The following is a 26,013-nucleotide window of genomic DNA, read 5'->3' as shown; positions in this document are numbered from 1 at the left end:
CGGTAGCTGGACTACGTCACGATCATCAACCGTCCAGATCTGGTGACACGTTTCTTACCGACACCCTGTGGAGGTCGGCTCCGCGCATCCGTTCCTGAATTACTGGATTACTAATACCGGTAATCCAGCAATTCCCCGAGATGCCCAAAACGGACAAATCTTGGGTACATCATAGTGACAGTTATGTTGTAGGAACGGAGGAAGGGCTGCTACGGCAAAGCGACAGGTCGCATCTGGATCCCGGGTTGGGCGTCGCGGGAACACACCAGGCAACCGACCGCGCTGTTGACCTGGCGCCCGACAACGGTGGTGGCCACGGCAAGATGGGGGCGTGGCAGACGACGACATCTCCTGGACGCATGCCGCCGGCTGCTTCAAGTGCCGGTCGGCGGGCGTGATCCGGGACGGGGACCGGCTGTTGGTGTGCGCGGTCGAGCAGATCGACGGCTGGTTCCTGCCCGGCGGCCGGGTGCAGTTCGGGGAGAGTTCGGCCGCCGCCCTGGCCCGGGAGCTGCGCGAGGAGCTCGGCATCGAGTTCACCGTCCCCGCCGCGCCGATGCTGGTCGCCGAGGGGATCCGGGACGAGGGCGGGCTGATCGAGCAGGAGGTCTGCTTCTACTACGCGATCAGCTGGCCGGACCGGATCCCGGCCGGCTCGCTCGGCGACCGCGCCGGGCACCGGTTCCGCTGGGTGCCGCTCGCGGAGCTGGCGCGGGTGCGGTTCCTGCCACCGGAGATCATCGGCCTGCTGCAGGAGACCGGCGGGCTCCGGCATCTGTTCTCCGACCGGCGCGACCCGGGCCGCCGCCGCTAACGGGTCAGGTCGAGCGACATGCGCAGGCCCTCGCCCAGTTCGGTGCCGATCCGGCCGACCTCGGCGAAGCCGGCGGCCCGGTAGAACGCCAGCGCGTGCGGGTTACCGGTGACCCACAGCCGCCGATGTCCGGCGGCGCGGGCGGTGCCGGCGATCCACGCGACCAGCCGGCGGGCGATGCCACGGCGCTGCCAGCCGGGATCGACGAACAGGTCGTCGAGTTCGAGTTCGCCGTCCGGACCGGCGACGACGGTGGCGAACCCGACGATCCGGCCCTCGCCCGGCGGACCGGCCAGCGCGGCCACGGTCCGGCCGGCGGCGACGCCGTCCCCGGCGAAGTGCAGGAACTCGGGCCGGGCCAGCAGCATCGGGGCGTCGCCGGCATTGGACAGCGACGCCGTACGGTACACGTGCCGCAGCCCCGGCAGGTCGGATGGCACCGCGGTGCGCAGGGTCAGCCCGGGCACGGCTCGATCGCTCATCAGCCCACTGTGGGCGCGCCCGGCCGCGCCGGTCAACGACAATTCGGCCCACCGCGCCGGCGACGGTGTCAGATGCCGGCGAGGATCCGCTGGGCCTCGTCGGCGACGTCGGGTGAGGTCACCAGCGCCCACCTGTCGAACAGGTCGTGGAAGTAGGGGCCGTGCTCGGCCAGCAACGCCGGCTGGTGTTCGAGCACGTCGATTTTGTTGACCACGCTCAGGTCGACGAACGGCATCAGCTGCGCCCCGTCGAGACGCACCGCGCTGCCGGTGAACCGGTCGTGCACGGTCGCGGTCTCCGCCAGCACCGGCCAGGTCCGGTCCCGGTCGCAGGCGCCGTACAGGTAGACCAGGGTTTCGGCGGCCGGGCCGATCACCGCGCGCAACCGGTCTCGTGCGGTGATCTCCAGCAGCGCCCGGGCGAACCCGTCGGTGCCGTATGCCGCGTGGGTCAGCCCGGCCAGTTGCAGGTCGGGGCCGGCGCCCAGTTCGGCGAGCCGGTCGGCGACCCGGCACAGGTGCGCGTACAGGGTGCCGCCGGGATGCTCGATCGCCTCCGCGCCGTGTTCGCGCAGGAACGCCTTCGCGCTGTCGAAACTCATGGATGTCACGGTAGGCGTGTCCGGCCCCGCTTTCGAGGCGAGGGTCACGCTTGCGGGGTGGGCCGGGTGGCCGGTTGGCTCGGCGGTATGGCACTCATCGCTTATGACGACACCGACGCGGCCGCCTTCGAGGCGACCCGGCACCTGCCCGGCGACGGGCTCGCCCCGTGGCGCGAGGCGATCACCCGGCACCTGCGGCCACGGCCGGGTCTGCGGCTGCTCGATCTCGGCTGCGGCACCGGCAGCTGGACCAGGGCTTTCGGTACGTGGTGGCCGGCCGTCACCGTGCTCGCCGTCGACCCGTCCCCCGCGATGCGCGAACGTTCCGTGGCCGGCCCGGTGCTGGCCGGTGACGCCACGCGCATCCCGGCCGCCGACGCCACCGTCGACGCGGTGTGGCTGTCCACGGTGATCCATCACGTGCCGGACCTGGCCGCGGCGGCCCGGGAGATCCGGCGGGTGCTCACCCCGGGCGGCCCGGTGCTGATCCGCTCGGCGTTCCCGGGCCGGCACGCCGGGCTGACCCTGTGCCGGTACTGGCCGGAGACGGCGGCGGTGCTCGACGAGCGCTATCCGAGCGTCGCGACGGTCGAGGCGGCGTTCGCCACGGCCGGCTTCGCCAGGGTGGCGCTGCAACCGGTCACCCAGGTGTCCGCGCCGTCGCTGGCGGTGGCCGCCGCCGGGCTGCGACGCGAGGCGCACACGCTGCTGCAACTGATCAGCGACACCGCGTACGCCAGGGGTGTCGATCGTCTGCGCGAGGCCGCGCGGACCGTGGCCGGGCCGCAGACCGACACGCTGGATCTGCTGGTCCTGCGCTGACGAGTGACCGGTTCGGCCCGGGTCCGGGCTGCCGGGAGCGACCTTTATCGTGAGGCGTGCTCGAAGCTCGTCTCGTCGCCACGGTTCCCGCACCGTTGAGCCCGGTGTCCGCCGACCCGCCTATGGTGGCGCGTTCGCTGCTGGTGCAGCGCGGCGACACCGAGCTGGTGGCCGGCGACCTGGCCGGGTCGCGGCCGCCGCGGCGGTTCCCGGCGCCGTGGCCGCGACCGTTCGGTGCGGTCGCCGTGCGCCCGGACGGCGAGCTGGCGGTGTTCGCCGGGGTGCACGCACTGCGGGCGGTCGACGCGAGCGGCCGATTGCGCTGGGAGCTGCGGCACGGCTGCTGGTCGGCGGCGGTGTGCACGGTGGCGCACGTGTCGTTCGCCGAGTACGCCGACGACACCGCTCACGTCTACGCCGACCGGGGGTCGGTGGCGTTCTCGCCGGACGGCCGGCTGCTCTGGGCCCACGTGCGCGGCACCGACCAGCAGGAGCAGTGGCTGGTGGTGGACGCCGCCGACGGCACGGTCCTGGCGGGCGCCACGACCGGCACGGCCGGCTCGGACTCGACGCACGCCCCGCATCCGGACCCGGCGTTCATGGGGCTGACCGTCGGCGAGGGCGACGAGGGCTCGCCGGCGCTGTGGGGGCACTTCGACGGTGGCGAGCTGTACGTGCGGCGCTTCGACGAGCAGGTGCTGCTCGGGGTGACCCCGTCCGGTGGGCGGCTGCTGTCCACCGATCCCGGCCAGTGGGCGCTCTACCTGCACCGATCCGCCGACGGGGTGCTGCTGGGCGAGCTCGGCGCCGACCCGGCGGTGCCCGCCGCGCCCGGCGACGACCGGGCCCGCTGGGACTATGTGGCCGCGGTGCCGTGGGACGACGCCGCGGTGGTCGGCACCGAGGACTACACCCCGGCGCCCCGGCACTGGCTGGTGGACCTGGCGGCGATGACGGTGCGCGGGCCGATCGGCTACCCGATCGCGGTGTGCGGCCCGGCCCGGTCCGCGGCGGACGGCCGCTGGTACACGGTGGCCGCCGATGGTGCGGCGGTGCACCTGTGGACCCTGGACGCGCCTGACATCCGGTGACGGTGTCTCGTCGGGACAGGTGACCGCACCGTTGTCGCAGGGAGGCTCCGTGTCCGCCGCCTATGTCACGCTCACCGTCGTCACCGCCGTGTTCACCGGCGCCGCCGCCGTCACCTATCTGATCGGCCACGACTATCCGCGGGCGCAGCTGCGCATGAAGCGGCTGCCGATGTGGTGGCGGTGGATGCTCGCAGGCATGCTGGCCGCCGGGGCGCTCGGGCTGCTGCTGGGGTTCGCCGTCCCGCTGCTGGGCACCCTCGCGGCCGGCGGGCTGGTGCTCTATTTCGCCGGGGCGCTGATCGCGCACCTGCGGGTGGGTTCGCGCGACCTGACCGGCTGGGCGGTCTTCTTCGTCACCACCGTCGCCACTCTGGTGGTGACGCTGCTGCACTACTGATCGCCGGGGTCGCCCGCCGGGTCGTGCATGGCTTCGGGGTCGGTGCCCGGCGCGGGACGGTTCGCCGCCGACCGGTTGATGCCGGCGTTGGTGCTGCCGTCGGCCGGGGTCGCCGAGGTCGGCGGCTCGTCGGTCTGGAACGCGCCCTCCTCCTCGAGCCCAGAGATGTGCTGGTCGGTGCTGGCTCCCGCCACGTGCTCGCTGCTGCTCATCCTCTCCCCTTACCCGCTTGCCCGCGTTGCCTACCGTGGCGGGAATGCGACGGTCGCCGAACCGTGCCGCCGCCCGATCGCTGGCCCTGTGCGGGGTCTGGATCGCGGTGCTCGCCGTCGCGCTGACGCCGTTCGCCGACTGGCCGTTCGCCCGGCAGTGGCTGGCCGACGTACTGGTGACCGGCGCCTGCTTCTACGGGTGGCGGCGCCTGGACCCGCGGCCGCGGTTGCCGACGCGCCCCCTGCTGGTGCTCTGCCTGATAGCCTTCGCCGGCAGTGTGCTCGTCGCCGTCGCCGGTCTGCGCGGCCTGGCCGCGGCCGGCGCGATGTCCGGCATCGTGATGATCACGTTCTTCGGCGGCGCGTGGTGGCTGCTGCGCCGACCGGGATGAGGTATTCGTGACGACGACGGTGCACGTCAACGGGGTGACGCTCGCGTACCGCACGGTGGGCGACGCCGGCAACCCGCCGCTGGTGCTGCTGCACGGGCTCGGCGACAGCGGCGCCGTCTGGGACACGGTCCTGCCGGATCTGGCCGACACCCACCTGGTGTACGTGGTGGACCTGCGCGGGCACGGCGCCAGCTCGCACCCGGGGGTCTACTCCTTCGAGCTGCTGCGTGACGACGTGCTCGCCTTCCTCGACACCACCGGTGTCGACAAGTGCCTGATGATCGGCCATGCGATGGGTGGTGTCGCGGCGGCGCTGCTGGCCGTCATGGCCCCGCACCGGGTCACCCACCTGGTCCTGGAGGACATCGCCCTGCCCCGGCCGGGCGCCCTGCCCCGGCCGCCGCTGGATCCACCGGCCGAGCCGGTCGCGTTCGACGCCACCGCTGTCAACCAGCTCCGCGCCCAGCTCAACGATCCGGATCCGGCCTGGTGGGAGGCGCTCGCCGGGTTGCGCGTACGCACCCTGATCATCAGCGGGGCGGAGAGCCCGATCCCGCACGAGCTGCTGGCCGACGCGGCCGAGCGGATCCCGGACGCCACCCTGGTGTCGGTCACCGCCGGGCACCACGTGCACGTGGAGCAGCCGACCGCGTTCGTCTCCGAGATCCACCGGTTCCTGCACCCGGCATGAGACGAGTGGTCGTCTACGGGGTGGCCGGGTCCGGCAAGTCGACACTGGCCCGCGCCATCGGAGAGCGCACCGGCCTGCCCTATCACCCGGTCGACGACCTGACCTGGGAGCCCGGCTGGACGCCGGTGCCGTTGCCGGTGCAACGCGAGCGGATCGCCGCGATCTGCGCCGGGGACGCCTGGGTGCTCGACAGCGCGTACCTGCCGTGGCTGGACGTACCGATGGCCCGCGCCGACCTGGTCGTCGGCCTGGACCTGCCGCGCTGGCGGTGCCTGTGGCAGCTGCTGCGGCGCACGGTGCACCGGGCGGTGACACGAACCCCGATCTGCAACGGCAACGTCGAGTCGCTGCGTGCGGCGTTCGGCCGGAACTCGATAGTGCTGCAGCAGTGGCGGTCGTGGCCGCGCAAGCGGGCCCGGATGCGGGCCTGGCAGACCGATCCGGGCATGCCGCCGCTGCTGCTGTTGCGCACACCCGGCGAGGTCCGCGCCTGGCTGGCGTCCCTGTGAGCTCAGCCGGCCGACCAGGCCGGGTCGCGCCCGGTCAGGGCCAGCAGCTCGGCCACCTCGTCGGCGTCCGGCGGCGGCTCGACCGGGTCACCGAACGCGCCCATCGTGCGCCCGGTCTCCACCATCGTGTCCAGGAACTCCCGCACCGCCGGGACCAGGCTTGGCGGCACCTGGTACGGCTGGCCGGTGGCGCGGGCCAGGTCCCAGCCGTGCACCACCAGGTCACCGAGGATCATCTGCCCGACGGTGCGCTGCGGCAGACCCATGCCGGGTGAGACACCCTCCAGGGTGGCCGGGTCCGACCAGGCCGCCGTCAGCTTCGCGGTCTCGGCGGCGAAACCGGCCCGCCAGTCGCCGGTGACCCGGTCCGCCGCGGTCGTCCAGTCGACGGTGCCGCGGCGGGCCAGGACCTGGAAGTTCTCCACCACCTGCAGCAGATGGCCGAGCAGGTCCCGGACGGTGTAGTCGGCGCACGGCGTGGCCTGCTCCAGCTGGTCGTCGCGCACGCCGGCGACCAGCTGGCCGACAGCGGCCGCGGCGACAGCGAGCTGCTCACTGATCTCTGTGGACATGCCGCACAGCCTACGGCCGGACGATGGCGTGCTCCACCAGGTCGACGGTGGCGCGGGGATCCTCCACCTCGATGATCAGCCGGGCGTAGGTCTCGTCGCGCAACGCGATGACGACCGCCTTGTTCGCGTCGCGCACGTCCCAGAAGATCTTCTCGCCGTCCCGGCGGAACCGGCCCGCGGTCAGCCAGCCCGGGATGTGCGCCCCGGCGGTGCGGATCCCCTTGGGCTCGCGGGCGGCACCCGGGTCGATGGTCGCACCGGCCACGTTGGCCAGCGGGATCTCCAAGCGGCTCGTGAGCGCCCAGAGCTTGTCGATGCCGATCATCTCGACGACCAGGGTGTCGCCGTCGATGCGCACGTCTGCGGACATGGGGAACGCTCCTATCCTTCGCGGGTGACCCGGGCGCGCAGGCGCATCCCGAGCAGGGTGGCGGTGGTGTCGGGCCCGCCGCCGCGGGCGGTGTCGAGCTCGGCCAGGATCGCGCCGACCTCCTGGGCCACCTCCGGGTCCTCCGGGGCCCGCTCGGTGGCGGCCATCAGCAGCAGGTCCAGGGCCGGCTCGGCGGCCAGCACCGCCGGCGGCGCCCCGAGCAGCGGCCGCACCTGGTGCTGCAGGCTCCACCGCAGCGCCCGCAGGTAGAGCCCGCGTTTGCTGCCGAACACCTGGTAGAGACTGTTGCGGTGCACGCCCAGGTGGCTGACCAGGTCGTCGACCGAGACGCCGTCGAACGCGCGCCGGGCGAACAGCGCGGCGGCCGCCTGCACGGCCTCGGTCTCGTCGAACGCTCGTGGTCTTCCCATGCCGACCACGCTAGACCGTTTAGGAACGAGCAGTCAAGAACGAGCGTTCCTAAATAATTGATCTATGGTTTTAAATGCCTTAGGGAAGCTTCAGGAGGTGCCATGCGCTCGGAGATCTTCCGCAGGAAACCGGTCGAGGACATCACCGACGACCGCGACACCGGCCTGACCCGCACACTCGGGCTCTGGCAACTGACAGCGATCGGCGTCGGCGGCATCATCGGCGCCGGCATCTTCGCCCTGGCCGGCGCCGTCGCCCACGAGACCGCCGGCCCCGCCGTGCTCGTCTCGTTCCTGATCGCCGGCGTCGCCTCCGCGGCCGCCGCCCTCTCCTACGCCGAATTCGCCGGCATGATCCCGAAAGCCGGCTCCGCCTACACCTACGGCTACGCCGTGCTCGGCGAGATCGCCGGCTGGTTCATCGGCTGGGACCTGCTGCTGGAGTACACCGCCATCGTCTCGGTCGTCGCGATCGGCATCTCCGGCTACTTCGGCTTCCTGGTCGGCGAACTCGGCGCCGACCTGCCCGCCTGGATGCTCGGCGCCCCCGGCAGCGGCCACGGCCACGTCGTCGACCTGTTCGCCCTGATCCTCTGCCTGCTCATCGCCGGCCTGCTCAACCTCGGCATCCGCGCCGCCGCCCGCGCCGAGACCGCCGTCGTCGGCCTCAAGGTCCTGATCGTGCTGCTGATCGTCGTCGTCGGCTGGTTCCACATCAACACCGGCCACTACACGCCGTTCTTCCCGTTCGGCGTGAGCGGCGCCATCACCGGCGCCGCCACCGTCTTCTTCGCCGTCTTCGGCTACGACGCCATGTCGACGGCCGCCGAGGAATCCGCCGACGCCCGCCGCCACCTCCCCAAGGCGATCATCTACTCGCTGATCGTCTCCATGATCCTCTACGTGCTGGCCACCCTGGTCCTGACCGGCATGCAGGACTACCGCGACATCGACCCGGAAAGCGGCTTCTCCAGCGCCTTCGCCGCCGTCGGCCTCAACGGCCTCGCCGACGTCATCGCCGTCGGCGCCATCATCGGCATCCTCACCGTCATGTTCACCTTCATGCTCGGCGTCACCCGCGTCTGGTACGCGATGAGCCGCGACGGCCTGCTCCCGTCCTGGTTCGCCCACCTCCACCCGGTACGCCGGGTACCCACCCGCGTCACCTGGATCGCCGGCATCGCCTCCGCCGCCATCGCCGGCTTCCTGCCCATCCGCGAAGCCGCCGAACTGACCAACATCGGCATCCTGCTTGCCTTCGTCGTCGTCTGCGTGGCCGTCATCGTCCTGCGCTACCGCCGCCCCGACCTGCCGCGCACCTTCCGCCTGCCGTGGATGCCGGTCATCCCCGCCCTCGGCGTCGTCTTCAGCCTGTGGCTGATCACCTTCCTGGCCCCGATCACCTGGCTGCGCTTCGCCGTCTGGTTCCTGATCGGCCTGGTCGTCTACTTCACCTACAGCCGCAAACACTCCCTGCTCAACCGCCGCTGACCAGCACCCCGCCCGTTGCGGACCGCGGCCGGTCACGCTCAGACCCGCTTTCGGTCCACCCGGTCCGGTTTGTACACCACGAGGGTGTCGCCGGGCTGAAGCCGGTCCAGGGCGGCGCGCAGCTTCGGCCGCTCACCGCGGGTACTCCCCGTCTCGGTCACCACCTCCCGGCAGTGCGCGCCGGCGAGGGCGTCGAGCTATGCCTGACGATCCTGGGCGCGCGTCGACACCCGGGCGTAGCCGACACGGATCCGGTTGTGCGGCTGCCCGGTACCGGCCGGCGCCACCGCGGAGGCGATCGTCACACCGACCTTCGTCTCGGAAACGTCCCGCAACACCGTCAGCGACACACCGGTTTCGGGACTCCTCGACCTGCGGAGATGACCAACGCCGGCACGCCGGAAAGATCCGTCCCGGAAACCCTCGTTTCCGGGACGGCCTGCTCGCGGCCGCGCTGTCGGCCGCCTTTCGACACGTCACCTCTGCTCCAGTGCCACCTGGTGACGCGGTGATTCGAGGAATGCGAGGAGCCCGAGCGGCGCGAGGATCAACACTGCGCCGATGGTGCCGACGACGGTCGGGCCGATGGCGCCGAGTGATGATTCCAGGGCGATGCCGGAGATGCCGGTGCCGATGGCGGTTCCGAGGTTGAAGATCGAGGTGGGCATAGCGGTGGCCAGGGTGGGGGCGGCACCGCCGTAGCGGACGGCGAGTGAGACCAGGATCGGGTTGGCCGACAGCCCGACCAGGCCGAGCAGGGTGAACAGGGCCACGAGCGGGATCGGGTGGCGGGAGAACAGCAGGATGCCGGCCGAGGCGAGGACGGTGACGCCGGCGGTGGTGAAGGTGGTGGTGAACGGGCGGGTGTCGCCGAGCCGGCCGCCGATGATGTTGCCCAGCAGCGCGCCCACGCCGAAAGCCATCAGGCTCAGCGGTACCGCCGAGGGCGGCAGCCCGGCCCGACCGGCACGCCGAGGACGTTGGCCAGCATGCCCCCGCCGAGCACGATGCCCAGCGCCCGGGAACTTGCCGCGGGGCCGGCGGCCTGGGCCGCGACGACCGAGCCGACGGCCCAGAACGCGCCGGTGGCGACCGCGGTGACGAACCGGGCCGCCAGCAGGACCGGGAAGCTGTCAGTCAACGCGGCGACCACGTGGCCGGCGGCGAACAGGCCCAGCGCGAGGGTCAGGGTCAGCCGGCGCGGCATCCGCAGGGTGAGCAGCGCCATCGCCGGCGCCCCGACGATCATCCCGATGGCGAACACGGTGATCGTCAGTCCGGTCTGCCCGACCGTACGGCCGAAGTCGTCGGCCATCTCGGATAGCAGGCCGGCCACGACGAACTCGGTGGTCCCCATGAGGAACGTCCCGGCGGCCAGCACGTAGGTGAGCACCGGCAGGCGCGGTGACGTCGGGCGAACAGACCCGGGCGCGCGGACGGTGCTCCTGCCTGCCGCGCCGCTGCGCGACGTTGGCGTGGTGTCGCTGGTCGTCACGGCTGGAGCAGTACCTTGATCGCGCGGCGTTCGTCCATCGCCCGGTAACCCTCGGCGGCCTCTTCGAGCGGTAACGTCTGGTCGAAGACCCGGCCCGGGTCGATGTCCCGGCGGAGAATGCGGCCGATCAGGTCGGGCAGGAACCGCCGGACCGGTGCGGGGCCGCCGTGCAGGTGCACGCCGGAGAAGAACAGCTGGTCACCGGGCAGGCTGACGTCGTGGTTCACGCCGACGTAGCCGACGTGCCCGCCCGCCCGGGTGGAGTGGATGGCCTGCATCATCGCCTCCTGGGTGCCGACCGCCTCGATCGTCGAGTGCGCGCCGAGCCCGCCGGTCAGGTCTTTGATCCGGGCGACGCCCTCGTCGCCGCGTTCGGTGACGATGTCGGTGGCGCCGAACTCCGACGCCAGTTTCTGCCGGTCGGCGTGCCGGCTCATCGCGATGATGCGTTCGGCCCCCAGTTCCTTGGCTGCGAGCACGCCGAGCAGGCCGACCGCGCCGTCACCGACCACCGCGACCGTCTTACCCGGCCCGACCTCGGCCGCGATCGCGGCGAACCAGCCGGTGCCGAGCACGTCCGAGGCGGCCAGCAGCGACGGCACCAGGTCGTCCGACGGCGCCTCGGGGGTGGCGACCAGGGTGCCGTCGGCCAGGGCGATGCGGGCCCGTTCGGCCTGCGCCCCGTCCGGGGCGGCGCCTTGGCGGTGCACGCAGTGGGTTTGGTAGCCGGACTGGCAGATCTCGCAGGTGTTGTCGGAGGCGAAGAACGACCCGACCACGAACTGCCCGGGCCGCACCGTACGTACCTCGGAGCCGACCTCCTCGACGATCCCGGCGTACTCGTGACCCATCGGCCGTGGCCCGTCGAGCTTCTCGACCCCGCGGTACGGCCACAGGTCGGACCCGCAGACACAGGTGGCCGACAGCCGGATGATCGCGTCGGTCGGCTCGACGATCATCGGGTCCGGGCGCTGTTCCACGCGCACGTCCCCCGGCTTATACATGACAACTCCACGCATGGTGGTGTGCTCCGTTCGCTTCGATCGAGACAGCCCGCAGGGCCGTGACACCCAGTCAACGTGCCCGCTCGGGCGGGAAGAAGTCCCTGCAAAGGGGTGTACTGACAGGGCACCCCTGGGCCGCCCCGCCCGGCCTACGCTCGAAATCGTGGACAACCGATCCGAGGTACGCGACTTCCTCACCACCCGCCGCGCCCACCTCACCCCCGAGCAGGTCGGACTCCCCGCGACAGGCAGCCGGCGCGTGCCCGGGCTGCGGCGCAGCGAGGTCGCCACCCTCGCCGGGCTCAGCGTCGAGTACTACGCCCGGCTCGAACGCGGCCAGATCGCCGGCGCGTCGTCCAGCGTCCTCGAAGCTCTCGCCCGGGCACTGCAACTCGACGAGACCGAACGCGCCCACCTGTACGACCTCGCCCGCGCCGCGGACGGCATCCCCACCTCCGGCCGGCCCCGGCGTCGGGCCGCCGGCAAGGCCGCCGCCCGCCCGAGCCTGCGATGGGCGCTGGAAGCGATCACCGACGGCGTAGCGTTCGTGCGCGACCCGCAGCAGAACCTGCTCAACACCAACGCGCTCGGCCGCGCGTTCTACGCCCCCGTAATCGGCGACGGCGGCCGCACGCCCAACCTGGCCCGGTTCCAGTTCCTCGACCCGGCCTCCCGCGACTTCTACCCCGACTGGGACCTGTTCGCCGCGATGTGCGTCGGGATCATGCGGGCCGAGGCCGGCCGCGACCCCCACGACCGCGGCCTGCAGGACCTCGTCGGTGAGCTGTCCACCCGCAGCGACGACTTCCGCCGGCTCTGGGCCGACCACAACGTCCGCACCCACGGCACCGGCACCAAACGCTTCCACCACCCCGTCGTCGGCGAGCTCACCCTGGCCTACGAGGAACTCGCGATCACCGTCGAACCCGGCCTGGTGCTGCTCGTCTACACCGCCGAACCCGGCTCGCCGTCCGCCGAACGCCTGCGCTTGCTCGCCTCCTGGGCCGCCACCACCACGACCGCAGCCGCCGGCACCACCGAAGGAACCTGATGCAGATCACCCGCAGCTCCACCGCCACCGCCAAGGGCCCCGCCGACTGGTTCACCGGCGACGTGTACATCGACGCGGTCGCCGCCGCGCCGCCGCCGTCGCGGGTGACGGCGAACCTGGTGCACTTCATGCCGGGCGCGCGTACCCACTGGCACCGCCACCCGCTGAGCCAAACCGTGTTCGTCACCGAAGGCGTCGGCCTGTGCCAGCGCCGCGGCGGCCCGGTCGAAGTCATCCGCCCTGGCGACCGGGTCCTGTTCGAAGCCGACGAGGAACACTGGCACGGCGCCGCACCCGACCGGCTCATGGTCCACCTGGCCATCAACGAAGCCGACGAGCACCACGCCGTCGTCCACTGGCTCGAACCCGTCACCGACAGCGAATACGCCGCAGCCCCACCCACCAGCATGTAGCGGTTGCCCGAACGCCACTTGCCGCAGGCTTGCCCGGTGGTGAGGCCCGTCGGCGGCCTTGTCCACGGGCAGGGTGGCGCCGAGCTTAGCGTTGATTTTCGCCGGAAACTACGGACACCTCCAGGATCTCGCTGCGGGCCACCGCGACCGCCCCGCCGGACCGCTTCCGCCGCGGCCGATCATCGGCGGCCGGCGCGAGAGATGTTGATCACCTGAGCGCGGCCCGAACACCCCGGCCACCCCCGGCCACATCCCGGCTCGCCCCGCCACCAGCACCGCCACAACCGGCGCCGCCGTCCCGTGACCCACACAGTCCCGGCGGCCCACCAGCAGACCCCGGCCCGCCACCTGCGCGTTCGCCGGGTCCACCCCGGAATCGACGCCCGCCATCCGCACCCCGGCACCGGAGGCGACCGGTGCCACACCATCCACCCGCGCAACAGAGACGTGCGTGAATGTAGCCCGGGCCTGGCGATCCCGGTTGTGCCGCCACCACCACGCCAGATAGGTTGTGAAGGCCATCTGCGGCGTCGTGAGGGAAACCGGTGCAATTCCGGTGCGGTCGCGCCACTGTGAATCGCCCCCCGGCCACGGGGACGTGATGAGTCAGGACGCTCACGCGACCGCAGCCTGTCCACCGGGACGCGTCATCCCGTAGGAGGTTGATCAGCCATGCCCAAGGTCCAGTCCGTGCGGCCCCTTGCCATCCCCGCCATCTCCACCCGCCTGCTGCTCACCGCCGCCGGCGTCACCATCCTGCTGCTCGCCCTGGCCTACCTGGTCGCCTTCGACCAGGGCGCCCTGTCCCGCAGCGGCATGTACATGCACGAGCTCATGCACGACGGCCGCCACCTGCTGGGCGTCCCGTGCCACTGAAGCTCAGCTTCGGGCGCCTGCTGACCGCCGGACTGCTCGCCGGGCTCATCGCCGGCCTGCTGGCCGGCGGTTTCGCCTATCTGGCCGGCGAACCCCGCATCGACGCCGCCATCGCCATCGAGGAACAGAACACCCTCGCCCACGGCGAGGCACACGGCGGTGAGGAACTCGTCAGCCGCGACACCCAGAAAAACGTCGGCCTGATCCTCGCCACCACCCTCTACGGCATCGCCGTCGGCGGCTTCCTCGCCACCGCGTACACCCTGCTGCGCCGCCGCCTGCACACCAGCAGCGACACCCGCGCCGCCCTGGGCCTGGCCGCCGCCGCCCTCACCGGCATCGTCCTGGTCCCCTTCCTCAAATACCCACCCAACCCACCGGCCATCGGCGACCCCGCCACCATCAACCAACGGACCTGGAGCTACCTCGCCGTCCTCGTCCTCGGCCTGGTCGCGATCTGGGCCGGCGTCCTCGCCGCCCGCACCCAGACCCCCGAGTGGCGACGCGCCACCGCGGGCGTCCTCGCCTTCGCCGTCGTGGTCGCCATCGCCTACCTGCTGCTACCCACCATCAACGAGGTGCCGGACACCTTCCCGCCGGTCCTGCTCTGGAAGTTCCGGATCGCCTCACTCGGCACCCAAGCCATCCTGTGGACCGCCCTCGGCCTGGCCTTCGCCGGCCTGCTCCACCGCCTGGCCACCACCAGCACCACATCAGCCGCCACCACCACCCACCAACCGGCCGACGCCTGACCCACCGGACGCCGCGCGACCCGGATCGCGCGGCGCTTCCTCTAAGGTGAGGCGATGCCCCGGTTCACCAGCATCGACGACCTGCTCGGCCACGACGAGCTCGGCACCAGCGACTGGCACCTCGTCGACCAGAACCGCATCGACGCCTTCGCCACCGTCACCGGCGACCACCAGTGGATCCACACCGACCCCGAACGCGCCCAGAAAGACGGCCCGTTCGGCACCACCATCGCCCACGGCGCCCTCACCCTCTCCCTGTGCATGACCTTCCTGACCGAGGTCGTCCAGGTCGACAACACCACCTTCGTCGTCAACGGCGGCTTCGACAGGGTCCGCTTCCACACCCCGGTCCGCTGCGGCGCCCGCCTGCGCGGCAAGGTCCGCCTCCTCGAAGCCCGCCGCCTGCCCACCGGCGCTCGCCTCATCGTCCGCACCACCGCCGAGATCGAGGGTGAACGCCGCCCCGCCTGCGTCGCCGACCAGATCCTCGCCTTCTACGAGTCCCCACCCAGCACCTGACCCGCCGACAGCCACCCGCTACCCCGGCCGGAAGCCCGGGCCGCGCCCCGTGACTCAGCGCGCGCGGCGGTAGTGCATCGCCACCACGCCGTTGCGCAGCGGCTGCGCCGAGAGCAGCTCGAGCCGGCGCGCGCCGGGCAGCCCGCCCTGGTGCAGCGTCGGGCCGTGCCCGGCGATCCGGGGATGCACGAGCATCCGGTACTCGTCGATCAGGTCCAGCCGGTCGAGTTCGGTCGCCAGGCTGCCGCTTCCCAGAAGCACCCCGGCCGGCGTCGCGTCCTTGAGCCTCCGCACACCCTCGCGCAGATCACCGGCGAGGTGACGGCTGTTGGCCCACGGGAAATCCGTGCGCGTCGACGACACCACGTACTTGGGTTTGGCCTCCAGCTTGACCGCCCACTCCCGGATGGCCGGCGGCGCCTCCGTGGCGCCGCTGGCGACGGCCGGCCAGTGGCCCTCCATCATCTCGTAGGTGACGCGACCCCACAGCATCGCCCCGGCCGCGTCCATCAGACCGGTGAAGAAGGCGTGCGTCTCGTCGTCAACGATCCCCTCCTGGTGGTCGACACAACCGTCCAGGGTCAGGTTGAGGCTGAACGTGAGCGATCCCATGGCCGGCGAGTCTAACGCCGCCACGGCGTCAGCCGAGCGAGCGCCGCATCAGTGAGCGCGGCCCTCGCTGATGCGGAACACCGTCGCACCGTCCCGCATCCGGACCCACAACCAAAGCCGGGTTGTCGGCGAAGCCGTCCTTTTGGTTGTCGGTGCGGCTTGCCGCACCGACTCTAGGTCGTCCTAGGAAGATAGGAATGAGCTCGGACCGCATCCCTTCACCAGCTGCCGCGCAGCAGAAGCAGAAACGGCGGAACCGGCTCCACCACGGTGCTCACGTTGGCCACCACGACCACCAGCGCCGCCACAGCCAGCGCCGCCGTCAGCAAGCCGACCAGCCGAAACCGACGCCACGACCGCACCGACAGCCCGATCAGGACCACCGCCAGCACACCGACCAGCACCGCCTTCACCACATGCCACCGCACATACTCGGCGAGCATCACGGCCAGAGCAGGCGACACCGGTCCATGCACCAGCTGATCGCGGGCCTGCGCCAGGACGACCGCCAGCCCGGCGTCGGCGGGGCCGGACGCCAGCACCGGCAGCAGCGTGCCGAACGGCGACACCACCCCCTGCACACTGGCGATCAGCAGCACCGCCGCGCCCAGCGCGGCCGCCCCGATCGGCACCGCGAACCGCCGCACCCGGACGGCCAGCACCACCAGCACCGCGAGCAGCAGCAGGGCGATCACCGCCCGCACCAGGTGACCGCCGAACTGCTGGTCGACGAGGCGCTGCAGGTCCGGCGGGAACGCCGCGGCACCCGACGACCAATAGCCGGCGAAGACCCGCGGGAAGCCGGCCACCCGCCCGGTGCCGATCAGCAGCGGGGCCACGAAGAACGCGACGGCCAGGAAAACGGCAACGATGAGGAGCCCGGCGTCACGCCGCCGGGCACTGGTGGTGAACACAGGACTCTCCTAGTCGGATCGGCTGCGCAGATACGCCAGCACAGCCAGCACGCGCCGGTTCGTGTCGTCACTGACCGGCAGGTTCAGCTTGGTGAGCACGTTGCCGATGTGCTTGGCCACACCGGCCTCGGTCAGCGAGAGCAGCCGGGCCGCCGCCGCGTTCGAATGCCCCTGCGCCATCAGCGCCAGCACCTCACGCTCGCGGGCCGACAACAGCGTGAGCGGATCACGGCGGCGCTGCATCAGCTGCCGCACCACCTCCGGGTCGACCACCGTGCCGCCCTCGGCCACCCGGCGCAGCTGCCCGGCGAACTCCGCCACGTCACCGATCCGGTCCTTGAGCAGGTACCCGATGGACCGCCCGGAACCCGACGCGAGCAGCTCCCCGGCATAGCTGTGCTGCACGTACTGACTCAGCGCCACCACCGCCAGCTCGGGATCCTCGGTGCGCAGCGCCACCGCGGCCCGCAACCCCTCGTCGGTGTAGCCCGGCGGCATCCGGACATCCGTCACCACCAGCTCCGGGCGGTGCTCGGCCACGGCGGCCAGCAGCGCCGGCGAATCCCCGACCGCGGCGACCACCCGCACCCCGAACCGCGGCAGCATCGCCGTCAGACCCTCCCGCAGCAGCACCGAGTCCTCGGCGATCACGACCCGCACGGCAGCTCCACCCGCAGGACCGTCGGACCACCGGCCGGACTCGACATCAACAGCCGGCCCCCGGCCGCCGCCGCCCGGTCGGCAAGCCCGGTCAGCCCCGACCCGCGACGCGGATCGGCGCCACCAGCACCGCCGTCCCGGACCTCGACCAGCAGCCGGCCACCCACCCGCCGGACCGAGACGTTCACCTCGCCGGCCGCGGCGTGCTTCACCGCGTTCGACAGCGCCTCGGCGACCGCCGCGTACGCCACCGACTCCACCTCGTCGGGGAACCGCGACCCGTCGACGTCGACGCGTACCTCAAGGCAACTCGCCGCGGCCAGCTCCTCGACCGCCGCCCGCAAGCCCAGCTCCCGCAGCGTCCGAGGACTGATCCCGCGAATCAGATCGCGCAGCTCGGCCATCAGCGTCTTCGCCTGCTCGTGCGCCGCGGCCATCGCGGCCGCCGCCGGCGAGCCGGCCGGCAGGTCGAGCCGCGCCATCGAGATCTGCATCGTCAACGCGACCAGGCGCTGCTGCGCGATGTCGTGCAGGTCCCGCTCGATGCGCAGCCGCTCGGCGTCGAACGCGTGCGCCAGCCGCCGCCGCGACCGGGCCACCTCCACCAGCTCGTCGGAGCGCTCCGGAGCCAGCAGCAGCCGGGCCAGCGCCGCATGCGCCCCGCCGAACGACGCGGTCAGGTACAGCAGGACCGGGATCAGCAGCAACCCGCCGCCGGCCCGCCCCAGAACACCGGCCACCGAGTCCATCACCGACATCCGGTACTGCACCGAGATCGGCGTCGACACGACGATCAGCCCGACCGCCCCGAGCACCCCCAGCCACATCGGGCCGACGACGCCGAGCAGCACCATGTAGGCCACCGCCCGCCAGGTCGCCGGATCCCGGTATAGGTCACCACGACGCCCCGGCGGCAGCGGGACCGCACCGGCCAGCCGCAACCGCCACCGCTCGGCCCGGGCCGTCGACAGCGCCAGCCGGGGACCGAGCAGACCCAGCAGGCCCACCCCGACCAGGCCGAGACCGGCTGCCACGATCAGATGACCACCGCTCCGCCCGGTCCGCAGCACCACGACCGCCGAGAACACCGGCGTCAACGGCACCGCCAGCACCAGCCACACCAGGCCGCACGCCACCGCCGTGGTGGCCGCGTAGGCGAACCCGCGCCACGGCCACGCCGACACCAGAAACCGTCGCCCGGTCACCGCCCCCAGCAGCGTGTCTGTCATGCGCCCAAGCTAGACGGCCACCCACAACCACCGACAGCACGCTGGTTCGACTCCCCGGGTAGACCTGGCACTACCGCAGCCGCGCGGCCCGCGACTCCAGGTGACGCCGCTCCGCCAGACTCGCCGTCGCCCTCGCCGCCCGCCGATAGCACTCGTACGCCGCCTCCACCTCCCCCGCCCTCTCCAGCAGATGCGCCCGCACCGACAGCAACCGGTGATGCCCCGCCATCCGCTCGTCCGCCTCCAGCCCGGCCAGCACCGCCAGCCCCGCCGCCGGCCCGGACAGCTCCGCCAGCGCCACCGCCCGGTTCAACGTCACCATCGGATTCGGCGCGATCCGCTCCAGGATCAGATACAACGCGTACACCTGCCGCCAGTCGGTCTCCGCGGCCGTCGCCGCGTCCGCGTGCGTGGCAGCGATCGCCGCCTGCAGTTGGTACGGCCCCAGCGCCGCCGCACCCAGCGACGACGCCGCCAGCGCCATCCCCTCCGTCACCAGATCCCGGTCCCACGCCGACCGGTCCTGCTCCGCCAGCGGCACCAGATCCCCGCCCGCCGTCGTGCGCGCCGCCCGCCGCGCATGGGTGAGCAGCATCAACGCCAGCAGCCCGGACACCTCCCCGTCCGCCGGCAGCTGCGCGTGCACCAGCCGCGCCAGCCGGATCGCCTCGGCCGCCAGATCCGGCCGGTCCAGCGCCGACCCGGACGAAGCCGTATAACCCTCGTTGAAGATCAAATAGAGGACGTGCAGCACCACCGGCAACCGCTCCGCCCCGGACGGCGGCGGAAACGAGCCACCCGCCGCCCGGATCCGCTGTTTCGCCCGGCTGATCCGCGCGGCCATGGTCTGCTCCGGCACCAGGAACGCCCGCGCGATCTCCGCCGTCGTCAGCCCGCCGACCGCCCGCAACGTCAACGCCGTCTGCGACGCCGCGGTCAGCGCCGGATGACAGCACAGGAACAGCAGCAACAGCGTGTCATCGGTGTCCGCGACCTCCGGCACGGGCGGCTCCACCACCGACTCGCGCTCCCGGCGCGCCTGATCGCTGCGCACCGCGTCGATCAGCCGCCGCGACGCCACCGTCATCAACCAGCCCCGCGGATTGTCCGGCACACCGGACCGCGGCCACTGCACCGAAGCCGCCAGCCCGGCCTCCTGCACCGCGTCCTCACAGCCCTCGAACTGCCCATACCGGCGCACCAGCGCCCCGAGGACCTGCGGCATCAGCTGACGCAGCAGGTCCTCGACAGCCGGCCCGGTCACGCCTCGAGCAGCCCGTCCGCGAACATCACCTGCCGCACCTCGACCCCGAGCCCGTCGATCGCCGCATCCGGGATCCGCGCCGCCAGCTCGATCGCCCGCGCCTTGCTCTCCACGTCGACGAAGTAGAACCCGCCGAGAAACTCCTTCGCCTCCAGGAACGGCCCGTCGGTCACCACCGGCTGCCCGTCACGCACCCGCACCACCGCCGCCTGCGACGGATCCACCAGCGCCTGCGTCGTGATCAGCTCCCCGGACTCCTTGAGCGCCTCCATGAACCGCCCGTGCCCGTCACCGATCGCCGCCTTCTCCTGCTCGGTCAGGGCGTCCAGCACGGCCGGGTTGATATGCATGATGATCAGGAACTTCATCGCGTACCCCAAAGATCTCGCAGGCCCCGGCAGGGGCCCTCTCGCCAGGTGGTCGGAACCGACCCGCCCACCTTGACATCCCCCACCGACATTTCTCGCGTCAAGAATTCCCGGCCCGCACCGACCCCCGGGCATGAGAGTCAACAGCACCTGGCCGGGACTGATCATCCTGATGCTGCCCACCCTGATCGTCGCCATGGACCTGACCGCACTGCTGCTCGCCCTGCCCGCCCTCGCCGCCGACCTCGGCGCCAGCAACGTCGAACAGCTGTGGATCAGCGACAGCTACGGCCTCGTCGTCGCCGCCCTGGTCATCACCATGGGCACCCTCGGCGACCGGATCGGCCGGCGACGACTGCTCCTGATCGGCGCCGCCGGATTCGCCGCCCTGTCCCTGCTGGCCACAACCGTGACCAGCCCCACCCCACTCATCCTGATCCGCGCCCTGCTCGGCGTCGCCGGCGCCACCCTCACCCCGTGCACCCTCGCCCTGATCACCAACATGTTCCCCGACCCCCGCCGGCGCGGCCGCGCCATCGCCCTCTGGGCCACCGCCCAGTTCACCGGCGGCGCCCTCGGCCCGGTCCTGGCCGGCCTGCTGCTCCAGCACTTCTGGTGGGGCTCGATCTTCCTGCTCGCCGTCCCGCCGATGCTGCTCCTGCTGCTCACCGGCCCGTTCCTGCTCCCCGAACACCGCGCACCGCAGGCCGGCCGGCTCGACCCGGCCAGCGTCGCCCTCTGCCTCACCGGCGTCCTGCCGCTGATCTACAGCCTCAAACAGGGGACCGCCGGCGGCCCGACCGCGACAACACTCACCGCCGCGCTGCTGGGCGCGGCCCTGACAACTCTTTTCGTACGCCGCCAAGCGCGCCTGTCCACCCCACTGCTCGACCTGCGCCTCTTCCACGACCGCACCGTCACCGCCGTGATCATCGCGCTCGTCGGCGCCGGGATCGCCATGGCCGGCACCGGCCTGCTCGTCACCCAGTACCTGCAAGGCGTCCTCGGCCACTCCCCCGCCGTGGCCGCCGTCCTGTTCGCCCCGATGGGTCTCGGCGTCGCCGCCGGCACGATGACCGCACCCTGGCTGGCCCGCCACCTGCCCACACCCACCGCCATCGCCGCCGGCCTCACCCTGTCCGCGCTCGGCACCCTGCTGCTGCTCGCCGGCTCGCTACCGGCCGTCCTGCTCGGCATCACCGTCCAGGCCCTGGGCACCGGCCCCCTGTTCGCCCTCGGCACCGGCCACCTCCTCGCCGCCGTCCCACCCGGACGCGCCGGCGCCGCCGCCGCCCTGTCCGAAACCGCCAACTACTTCGGCGGCTCCCTCGGCTTCGCCCTGCTCGGCGTCCTCGCCGCCGTCATCTACCGCACCGGAACACACGGCACCTCCGACTCGCTGCCCGGCGCCCTCGCCACCAGCCGCCACCTCCCCGCCGAGCAGGCCACCCTCCTGCTGCACGACGCCCGCGCCGCCTTCACCACCAGCCTGCACGTCACCACAGCGGTGGCCGCCCTGCTCCTCACCGCCGTGGCCCTGCTCGTCCACACCAGCCGCCGTCCCCAGCCGGCCACGCCGGCTGACCTGGGTGCCACGCGCTGACGGCCCGGCCGCCGGGGCGCGCACGCCGACCGGCGGCCGGGCCGTCACCCGGCCCGAGCATCACATGCGGTACCAGGTCCACTGGTCGAAGCTCGACTGGCAGACATGCTGGGCGATCCCCGTGCCATCGGTCTCGCTCGTCGGCGTCATGCAGAACCCGGCGAGGTATCGCGGCACGAACGTGTAGTAGTCACCCTCCTGGTTGTAGACCGACCAATGCGTGGCCCAGTTGCCATCGCACGGCAGGTTGTAGATCGGCGAGTCCGTCCACTGGCCGTTGCTGCCCAGGCACAGGCCGGTCTTGTCGTTGCGCAGGTGGTAATACAGCCCCTCGACCAGATCGAAATGGAAGTACTGATTCCTGGCACGCACGCAACTCCAGAGGTAGGCCTGGCCCCCGGCACCACTGTTGCCGTCGATGCACTTGTTGGCGAAGTTGCGATGCTGGATGCGCCAGCGCGTCCCGTCCGCGAACGCCGCCCCGGGCGACTGCACGAACAATCCCGCGGCCACCAGCAGCAGCAGAACAACCCCTGCTCGCCACGCCCTCATATCCACCCCCGTGCTCGTCGATGCGCCCCGCGTACACCGCGGGGGCCTGCCCCGAGTGTGCTCATCGACACCTGACGATGACGAACTTTCGGACGAATTAGGACGCCGGCCCGCGGCGGCACTGATCGGATCGCTAGCCTCGGATGCCGAGACATCGACCCGATGCACGGGGGTGGGCGATGCCACTGCCAGCGGACCCGGCGACCACGCCGGACACGGTGTTCACCACGCTGCCCGATCCGGGACAGGCGAGGAGCCACGCCGACCTCGCCGACCGGCTGCGCCGGCTGAAGGTCTGGGCCGGCAATCCTTCCTACGACACCATCAAGGACCGCATCAACACGGCGTGGACCGCCGACGGCCGACCGGCCCGCGAGCGGGTGTGCAAGTCCACGGTCGCCTACTGCTTCCGACGCGGCCGGTCCCGGCTGGACACCGACCTGGTCGTCGCGGTGATCCAGGCGCTACACCCGGACACCGGCTACGTGACGCGGTGGCGTCAGGCGCTGCGCGCCGTCGACGGGGAGATCGAGGCGGTCTCCCAGGTCACTGTCCACGACAGGTTGCCACCGGAGCCGCCCGGGTTCACCGGCCGCACCGCCGAACTCGACCGGCTCCGCCACGCGGCGCGGGCCGGCACGGCGACACCGGTCGCCGCCATCGAGGGCATGGCCGGCATCGGCAAGACCCGGCTCGCCGTCCACGCCGGGCACGCACTCCACCGGGAGCAGCCGTTCGAGCGGACCCTGTTCGTCGACCTCCGCGGCTTCGATCCCGACCCGGCGCGACGACCGGCCGATCCGAGCGTCGTCCTGGCGGGATTCCTGCGCCTGCTCGGCATGCCCGGCCAGCTGATACCCCATGGTCTCGAACGACGCGCCGCCCTCTGCCGCGACCGCCTCGCCGGCACCCGCGCCCTGATCGTGCTGGACAACGCCGCGACCCCCGCACAGGCCCACACCCTCCTCCCGGCGGCCACATCGGGATGCCTGACCCTGGTCACCAGCCGGCACAGCCTCGCCGATCTGCGCCCCGCGACCCACCTGTCCATGAAGGTGTTCACCCCCGCCGAGGCCCTCGCCTTCCTCACCCGGACCGTCGCCGGCGTTCCCGTCGGCGCCGACCCCCGCGCCGCCGCCCGGATCGCGCACCGCTGTGGCTATCTGCCGCTGGCCCTGACCCTGGTCACCGCTCACATCCACGGCACCCGAGGCTGGACCCTGACCGACCACGCCGACCGCCTCGACGAACGCCACCACGCCCGGCGCCTGGACACCGGCGTCGAACTCGCCTTCTCCGTGTCCGACCAGCGCCTCCGGGCCGATCAACAACGGCTGCTCCGCCTGCTCGCCCTGCACCCCGGCCCCGACTTCACCGCCCGCGCCGCCGCGGCCCTCGCCGGCACCGACCTCACCACCGCCCGCGCCGGCCTGGACACCCTGCACCGCAACCACCTGCTGCAGCAAGCCACGCCCGGCCGGTACACCTTCCACCACCTGGTCCGAACCTTCGCCGCCCAGAGCGCCCACGACGAGGTCCGCCCAGCGGAGCGCCGCGCCGCCTTGACCCGCCTGTTCGATCACTACCTGGCCACCACCGCCGCCGCGCTGAACGCCCGGCATTCGAGGGATCCGGCCGCCGACCACCGCCTCACCGCGCCTGACCCGCTGCTCTCCACCACGAAGACCTGAAACCAGCCGCACCCGCCGAGCGAACCGGCCGGTCGCCGTGCTGATCCCGACGGCCCCACCAGCCCGCCCGTCCGGAGGGACATGCCAGGCCGTCAAGGCCAGTCGCCGGAGTCGTCGGCCAGACCGACCGTAAGGGGGCCGCCCGTAGTTTCCAGACCAAAAACAACGGTAAGAGTTGGGGGTTGATCAAGGTCTGTCCTGAGCTCTAGCGTCCCGTCCCGTTTGGTGACGATCGATGCTCAGGCGGTGGTTCGCGGCGACTCAGGACGTGTTCTCAGCGGAGGAACTGGCGCGTCTTCGGAGCGCGGCGTGGGCCGAGCGCCGCGAGCGCCTGCCCCGCGACCACGGCCAGCTCAGCATGCTGGACGCGTCGATGTCGTATCTGCGCCAGTTCGCCCCGGCCGTGCTCGCCGCGGTGCAGTTCGCCGGCGGTCTGGGCACCGAGCAGCTGCTGCAGGCGGTGAGCATGCTGGCCGCGCTGTATGCCACCGGCGCCCGCAAGGTCCCGGCCGGCGCGCCGGCCGGGTTCGTGCCGACGAAGTGGGCCGGCTACCTGATCGCCGCGGAACAGGGCGGTGACGTCACCGCGTACCGCCGGTACTGGGAGCTGGCCGTGCTAGTCGGCCTGCGCGACGCGCTGCGCTCCGGCGACGTGTTCGTGCCCGGCTCGCGCCGGTACGCCGATCCCGCTTCCTTCCTGCGCACGGCCGAGGCGTGGGCGCCGCGGAAGGTGGAGTTCTGCCACCTGGTGGGTAAGCCGGGTGAGCCGGCCGCCGCGCTCGCGCAGGCCGGCGACGAGCTGCACACCGCCCTCGCGGACCTGGAGACCCAGCTGGCCAAGGGCAACCCGGGCGAGGTCCGGCTCACCGACGACGGCGAGCTGATCATCCCGCCGCTGACCGCCGAGGCGGACGCGCTGCGCGCCGAACTGGCCGGGATGCTGCCGCGGGTGCCGATCGCCTCGGTGCTGGTGGAGGTCGACGCCCGGACCGGGTTCACCGACCACCTGGTCCACGCCGGCGGGAAGGTCGCCCGGCCGGCCGAGCTCAAACGCAACCTGATGTACGTGATCATCGCCGAGGCCACCAACATGGGCCTGTCCGCGATGGCCGAGTCCTGCGGCGTGCCGTACGACGTGCTCGCCTGGACCGCCGAGTGGTACTTCCGCCCCACGGCGCGACATTGGCGAACTTCGCCCTGTTCGACCTGGTCGGCAAGCAGCTGCCCCCGCGGATCCGGGACCTCGGGAAGATCACCCTGTACCGGACCGGCCCCCGTGCCGACTTCCTGGACCGCTATCCGCGCGCCGGGGCGCTGCTGACCCGGCGGCTGAACCTGGACCTGATCACGGACATGTGGGACGACCTGCTGCGCGTTGCTGCCAGCGTGCAGGGCGGACATGCCACCGCAGCGCTGGTGGTCGGGAAGTTGTGCTCGTCGAAGCGGCAGCAGAATGCGCTGGCCAGCGCGATCAAGGAGTACGGGGCGCTGCGCCGTACGGCCTACGCCGCCCGGTACCTGGCCGACGAGACGTACCGGCGCCGGATCGCCCGGCAGCTGAACAAGGGTGAGAACCTGCACGCGCTGCGCCGCTCCCCGGCCTACGCGGGCGAGGGGGCGCTGCGGCGCCGGCACCACGAGCAGCAGAGCGAGCAGATGTGGTATCTGACCTTGGCTACCAACGCGATCGTGTGCTGGTCGACCGAGTACCACGGCCTCGGTGTGGCCGCTCTGCGCCGGACCGGCCGCCAGGTCGACGACAAGGTCCTGGCGCATATCTGGCCGACCCACCACAAGAACGTGCACTTCTACGGCACCCACTCCGTCGACATCGACGGCGAACTCGCTCAACTCGACACCGACGGTTACCGGCCGCCGCGGCTGGGCGACGGTGCGAGGACGACTCGATGACCTGTGGCGGGCCGGCGGAGCGCGGCGCACGGCAGCCGAACGGTGTGGCTGGCCGGGATGCCCGCCCCCGTCGTGGTGACCAGTGCGCTGCGCGGGCCTTGCTCTGCGCAGCCGCATGCTTGTCGAGGGACTAGGATAGGGGCCTAAGGTCCCGATCTCGGCGATTTGTCGGCCTGCAGTTCTCCGTCAGGCGCATGATCCATGAGACGAGGGGGTGAGTTGT

The 26,013-nt window shown here is 72.0% G+C and carries 33 protein-coding genes, 1 pseudogene and 1 riboswitch; of the genes and pseudogenes, 16 read left to right on the top strand and 18 right to left on the bottom strand.

Features of this window, described 5'->3' with window-relative positions; genetic code table 11:
- Positions 1-331 precede the first annotated feature (331 nt).
- Complete coding sequence (locus Actob_RS22880; protein ID WP_284913831.1) at positions 332-814, top strand: NUDIX hydrolase; 483 nt, start codon at positions 332-334, stop codon at positions 812-814.
- Here the strand turns inward: Actob_RS22880 and Actob_RS22875 are convergent.
- The gene (locus tag Actob_RS22875) at positions 811-1,296 is read right to left on the bottom strand and encodes a GNAT family N-acetyltransferase (RefSeq protein ID WP_284913830.1); all 486 of its coding nucleotides are present in this window, start codon (positions 1,294-1,296) and stop codon (positions 811-813) included. The two genes, Actob_RS22880 and Actob_RS22875, sit on opposite strands and share 4 nt — an antisense overlap.
- A gap of 68 nt (positions 1,297-1,364) precedes the next feature.
- The gene (locus tag Actob_RS22870) at positions 1,365-1,898 is read right to left on the bottom strand and encodes a DUF6817 domain-containing protein (protein ID WP_284913829.1); all 534 of its coding nucleotides are present in this window, start codon (positions 1,896-1,898) and stop codon (positions 1,365-1,367) included.
- Between the two features lie 87 nt (positions 1,899-1,985).
- On the opposite strand from Actob_RS22870, the gene Actob_RS22865 reads away from it, so the two are divergent.
- The 3 genes from Actob_RS22865 to Actob_RS22855 are packed head-to-tail and all read left to right on the top strand — an operon-like array spanning position 1,986 to position 4,208.
- The gene (locus Actob_RS22865) at positions 1,986-2,720 is read left to right on the top strand and encodes a class I SAM-dependent methyltransferase (RefSeq protein ID WP_284913828.1); all 735 of its coding nucleotides are present in this window, start codon (positions 1,986-1,988) and stop codon (positions 2,718-2,720) included.
- 56 nt (positions 2,721-2,776) lie between these two features.
- On the top strand, positions 2,777-3,811 hold the full coding sequence (locus tag Actob_RS22860; RefSeq protein WP_284913827.1) for a hypothetical protein: 1,035 nt from the start codon (positions 2,777-2,779) through the stop codon (positions 3,809-3,811).
- A 49-nt stretch (positions 3,812-3,860) separates the two neighbouring features.
- Positions 3,861-4,208, top strand: a complete 348-nt coding sequence (locus tag Actob_RS22855) for a DoxX family protein (protein ID WP_284913826.1) — start codon at positions 3,861-3,863, stop codon at positions 4,206-4,208.
- On the opposite strand, the gene Actob_RS22850 is transcribed toward Actob_RS22855, so the two are convergent.
- Entirely contained in the window at positions 4,202-4,420 is a 219-nt protein-coding gene (locus tag Actob_RS22850) for a hypothetical protein (RefSeq protein WP_284913825.1), read from the bottom strand. The two genes, Actob_RS22855 and Actob_RS22850, sit on opposite strands and share 7 nt — an antisense overlap.
- 44 nt (positions 4,421-4,464) lie before the next feature.
- Between Actob_RS22850 and Actob_RS22845 the strand changes: the two genes are divergently transcribed.
- From Actob_RS22845 to Actob_RS22835, 3 genes are read left to right on the top strand one after another with little or no spacing between them, the layout of a single operon-like run.
- Positions 4,465-4,812 (top strand): hypothetical protein, encoded by a 348-nt coding sequence (locus Actob_RS22845; RefSeq protein WP_284913824.1) that lies wholly within the window; start codon positions 4,465-4,467, stop codon positions 4,810-4,812.
- Positions 4,813-4,819: 7 nt separating this feature from the next.
- Positions 4,820-5,503 (top strand): alpha/beta fold hydrolase, encoded by a 684-nt coding sequence (locus tag Actob_RS22840; protein ID WP_284913822.1) that lies wholly within the window; start codon positions 4,820-4,822, stop codon positions 5,501-5,503.
- Entirely contained in the window at positions 5,500-6,012 is a 513-nt protein-coding gene (locus tag Actob_RS22835; protein WP_284913821.1) for a P-loop NTPase family protein, read from the top strand. Before Actob_RS22840 ends, Actob_RS22835 begins: the two co-directional genes overlap by 4 nt.
- 2 nt (positions 6,013-6,014) lie before the next feature.
- Here the strand turns inward: Actob_RS22835 and Actob_RS22830 are convergent, their stop codons facing one another.
- From Actob_RS22830 to Actob_RS22820, 3 genes are read right to left on the bottom strand one after another with little or no spacing between them, the layout of a single operon-like run.
- Positions 6,015-6,584, bottom strand: coding sequence for a TIGR03086 family metal-binding protein (locus Actob_RS22830; protein ID WP_284913820.1), 570 nt, complete (start codon positions 6,582-6,584; stop codon positions 6,015-6,017).
- Positions 6,585-6,594: 10 nt separating this feature from the next.
- The gene (locus Actob_RS22825; RefSeq protein ID WP_284913819.1) at positions 6,595-6,954 is read right to left on the bottom strand and encodes a hypothetical protein; all 360 of its coding nucleotides are present in this window, start codon (positions 6,952-6,954) and stop codon (positions 6,595-6,597) included.
- Positions 6,955-6,965: 11 nt separating this feature from the next.
- Complete coding sequence (locus Actob_RS22820; RefSeq protein ID WP_284913818.1) at positions 6,966-7,385, bottom strand: TetR family transcriptional regulator; 420 nt, start codon at positions 7,383-7,385, stop codon at positions 6,966-6,968.
- Between the two features lie 102 nt (positions 7,386-7,487).
- Between Actob_RS22820 and Actob_RS22815 the strand changes: the two genes are divergently transcribed.
- Complete coding sequence (locus Actob_RS22815) at positions 7,488-8,876, top strand: amino acid permease (protein ID WP_284913817.1); 1,389 nt, start codon at positions 7,488-7,490, stop codon at positions 8,874-8,876.
- Between the two features lie 38 nt (positions 8,877-8,914).
- Here Actob_RS22815 and Actob_RS22810 read toward each other — a convergent pair whose 3' ends face one another.
- The 5 genes from Actob_RS22810 to Actob_RS22790 all read right to left on the bottom strand — a co-directional run bounded on the left by Actob_RS22810 (position 8,915) and on the right by Actob_RS22790 (position 11,375).
- Positions 8,915-9,037, bottom strand: a complete 123-nt coding sequence (locus Actob_RS22810; RefSeq protein WP_284913816.1) for a recombinase family protein — start codon at positions 9,035-9,037, stop codon at positions 8,915-8,917.
- A gap of 36 nt (positions 9,038-9,073) precedes the next feature.
- A complete protein-coding gene (locus Actob_RS22805) occupies positions 9,074-9,226 on the bottom strand; it encodes a hypothetical protein (protein ID WP_284913815.1) in 153 nt (50 codons plus the stop codon).
- A 126-nt stretch (positions 9,227-9,352) separates the two neighbouring features.
- Positions 9,353-9,799 carry an MFS transporter gene (locus tag Actob_RS22800; protein WP_284913814.1) on the bottom strand — a complete coding sequence of 149 codons (447 nt, stop codon included), beginning with the start codon at positions 9,797-9,799 and terminating at the stop codon, positions 9,353-9,355.
- A gap of 5 nt (positions 9,800-9,804) precedes the next feature.
- A complete protein-coding gene (locus Actob_RS22795) occupies positions 9,805-10,371 on the bottom strand; it encodes an MFS transporter (RefSeq protein WP_284913813.1) in 567 nt (188 codons plus the stop codon).
- Positions 10,368-11,375, bottom strand: a complete 1,008-nt coding sequence (locus Actob_RS22790) for a zinc-dependent alcohol dehydrogenase family protein (protein ID WP_284913812.1) — start codon at positions 11,373-11,375, stop codon at positions 10,368-10,370. Before Actob_RS22790 ends, Actob_RS22795 begins: the two co-directional genes overlap by 4 nt.
- Positions 11,376-11,538: 163 nt before the next feature.
- Here Actob_RS22790 and Actob_RS22785 point away from each other — a divergent pair, with 163 nt between their 5' ends.
- The 5 genes from Actob_RS22785 (at position 11,539) to Actob_RS22765 (ending at position 14,986) form a co-directional block, all read left to right on the top strand.
- On the top strand, positions 11,539-12,426 hold the full coding sequence (locus tag Actob_RS22785) for a helix-turn-helix transcriptional regulator (protein ID WP_284913811.1): 888 nt from the start codon (positions 11,539-11,541) through the stop codon (positions 12,424-12,426).
- Positions 12,426-12,839: a (R)-mandelonitrile lyase gene (locus tag Actob_RS22780; protein ID WP_284913810.1), complete on the top strand. Its 414-nt coding sequence runs from the start codon at positions 12,426-12,428 to the stop codon at positions 12,837-12,839. Before Actob_RS22785 ends, Actob_RS22780 begins: the two co-directional genes overlap by 1 nt.
- 537 nt (positions 12,840-13,376) lie before the next feature.
- A riboswitch (cobalamin riboswitch) is annotated at positions 13,377-13,454 on the top strand.
- Between the two features lie 57 nt (positions 13,455-13,511).
- On the top strand, positions 13,512-13,715 hold the full coding sequence (locus Actob_RS22775) for a CbtB domain-containing protein (protein WP_284913809.1): 204 nt from the start codon (positions 13,512-13,514) through the stop codon (positions 13,713-13,715).
- Positions 13,706-14,467, top strand: coding sequence for a CbtA family protein (locus Actob_RS22770; protein WP_284913808.1), 762 nt, complete (start codon positions 13,706-13,708; stop codon positions 14,465-14,467). Before Actob_RS22775 ends, Actob_RS22770 begins: the two co-directional genes overlap by 10 nt.
- Before the next feature lie 54 nt (positions 14,468-14,521).
- Positions 14,522-14,986 carry a MaoC family dehydratase gene (locus Actob_RS22765; protein WP_284913807.1) on the top strand — a complete coding sequence of 155 codons (465 nt, stop codon included), beginning with the start codon at positions 14,522-14,524 and terminating at the stop codon, positions 14,984-14,986.
- Positions 14,987-15,040: 54 nt separating this feature from the next.
- Here Actob_RS22765 and Actob_RS22760 read toward each other — a convergent pair whose 3' ends face one another.
- The 6 genes from Actob_RS22760 to Actob_RS22735 form a co-directional block, all read right to left on the bottom strand.
- A complete protein-coding gene (locus tag Actob_RS22760; protein WP_284913806.1) occupies positions 15,041-15,598 on the bottom strand; it encodes a dihydrofolate reductase family protein in 558 nt (185 codons plus the stop codon).
- Between the two features lie 218 nt (positions 15,599-15,816).
- The gene (locus Actob_RS22755) at positions 15,817-16,512 is read right to left on the bottom strand and encodes a hypothetical protein (protein ID WP_284913805.1); all 696 of its coding nucleotides are present in this window, start codon (positions 16,510-16,512) and stop codon (positions 15,817-15,819) included.
- Positions 16,513-16,521: 9 nt separating this feature from the next.
- The gene (locus Actob_RS22750) at positions 16,522-17,118 is read right to left on the bottom strand and encodes a LuxR C-terminal-related transcriptional regulator (RefSeq protein WP_284922373.1); all 597 of its coding nucleotides are present in this window, start codon (positions 17,116-17,118) and stop codon (positions 16,522-16,524) included.
- 41 nt (positions 17,119-17,159) lie between these two features.
- Positions 17,160-18,401, bottom strand: coding sequence for a sensor histidine kinase (locus Actob_RS22745; protein ID WP_284913804.1), 1,242 nt, complete (start codon positions 18,399-18,401; stop codon positions 17,160-17,162).
- A 70-nt stretch (positions 18,402-18,471) separates the two neighbouring features.
- Positions 18,472-19,665 (bottom strand): RNA polymerase sigma factor, encoded by a 1,194-nt coding sequence (locus Actob_RS22740; protein WP_328518386.1) that lies wholly within the window; start codon positions 19,663-19,665, stop codon positions 18,472-18,474.
- Entirely contained in the window at positions 19,662-20,033 is a 372-nt protein-coding gene (locus Actob_RS22735) for a YciI family protein (RefSeq protein WP_284913803.1), read from the bottom strand. Before Actob_RS22735 ends, Actob_RS22740 begins: the two co-directional genes overlap by 4 nt.
- A 133-nt stretch (positions 20,034-20,166) precedes the next feature.
- On the opposite strand from Actob_RS22735, the gene Actob_RS22730 reads away from it, so the two are divergent.
- Positions 20,167-21,636, top strand: coding sequence for an MFS transporter (locus tag Actob_RS22730; RefSeq protein WP_284913802.1), 1,470 nt, complete (start codon positions 20,167-20,169; stop codon positions 21,634-21,636).
- A 60-nt stretch (positions 21,637-21,696) separates the two neighbouring features.
- On the opposite strand, the gene Actob_RS22725 is transcribed toward Actob_RS22730, so the two are convergent.
- Positions 21,697-22,188 (bottom strand): RICIN domain-containing protein, encoded by a 492-nt coding sequence (locus Actob_RS22725; protein ID WP_284922371.1) that lies wholly within the window; start codon positions 22,186-22,188, stop codon positions 21,697-21,699.
- Between the two features lie 179 nt (positions 22,189-22,367).
- Here Actob_RS22725 and Actob_RS22720 point away from each other — a divergent pair, with 179 nt between their 5' ends.
- Together Actob_RS22720 and Actob_RS43905 are read left to right on the top strand one after the other, a co-directional pair.
- Entirely contained in the window at positions 22,368-23,879 is a 1,512-nt protein-coding gene (locus Actob_RS22720) for an NB-ARC domain-containing protein (protein WP_284913801.1), read from the top strand.
- Between the two features lie 286 nt (positions 23,880-24,165).
- Positions 24,166-25,790: pseudogene (locus Actob_RS43905) on the top strand (Tn3 family transposase); the annotation flags it as partial.
- Positions 25,791-26,013: the final 223 nt, after the last annotated feature.

It is taken from the genome of Actinoplanes oblitus (assembly GCF_030252345.1).
GTDB lineage: Bacteria > Actinomycetota > Actinomycetes > Mycobacteriales > Micromonosporaceae > Actinoplanes > Actinoplanes oblitus.
The sequence above is the reverse complement of the archived record's forward strand: the minus strand, read 5'-3'. Positions and strand labels throughout refer to the sequence as shown.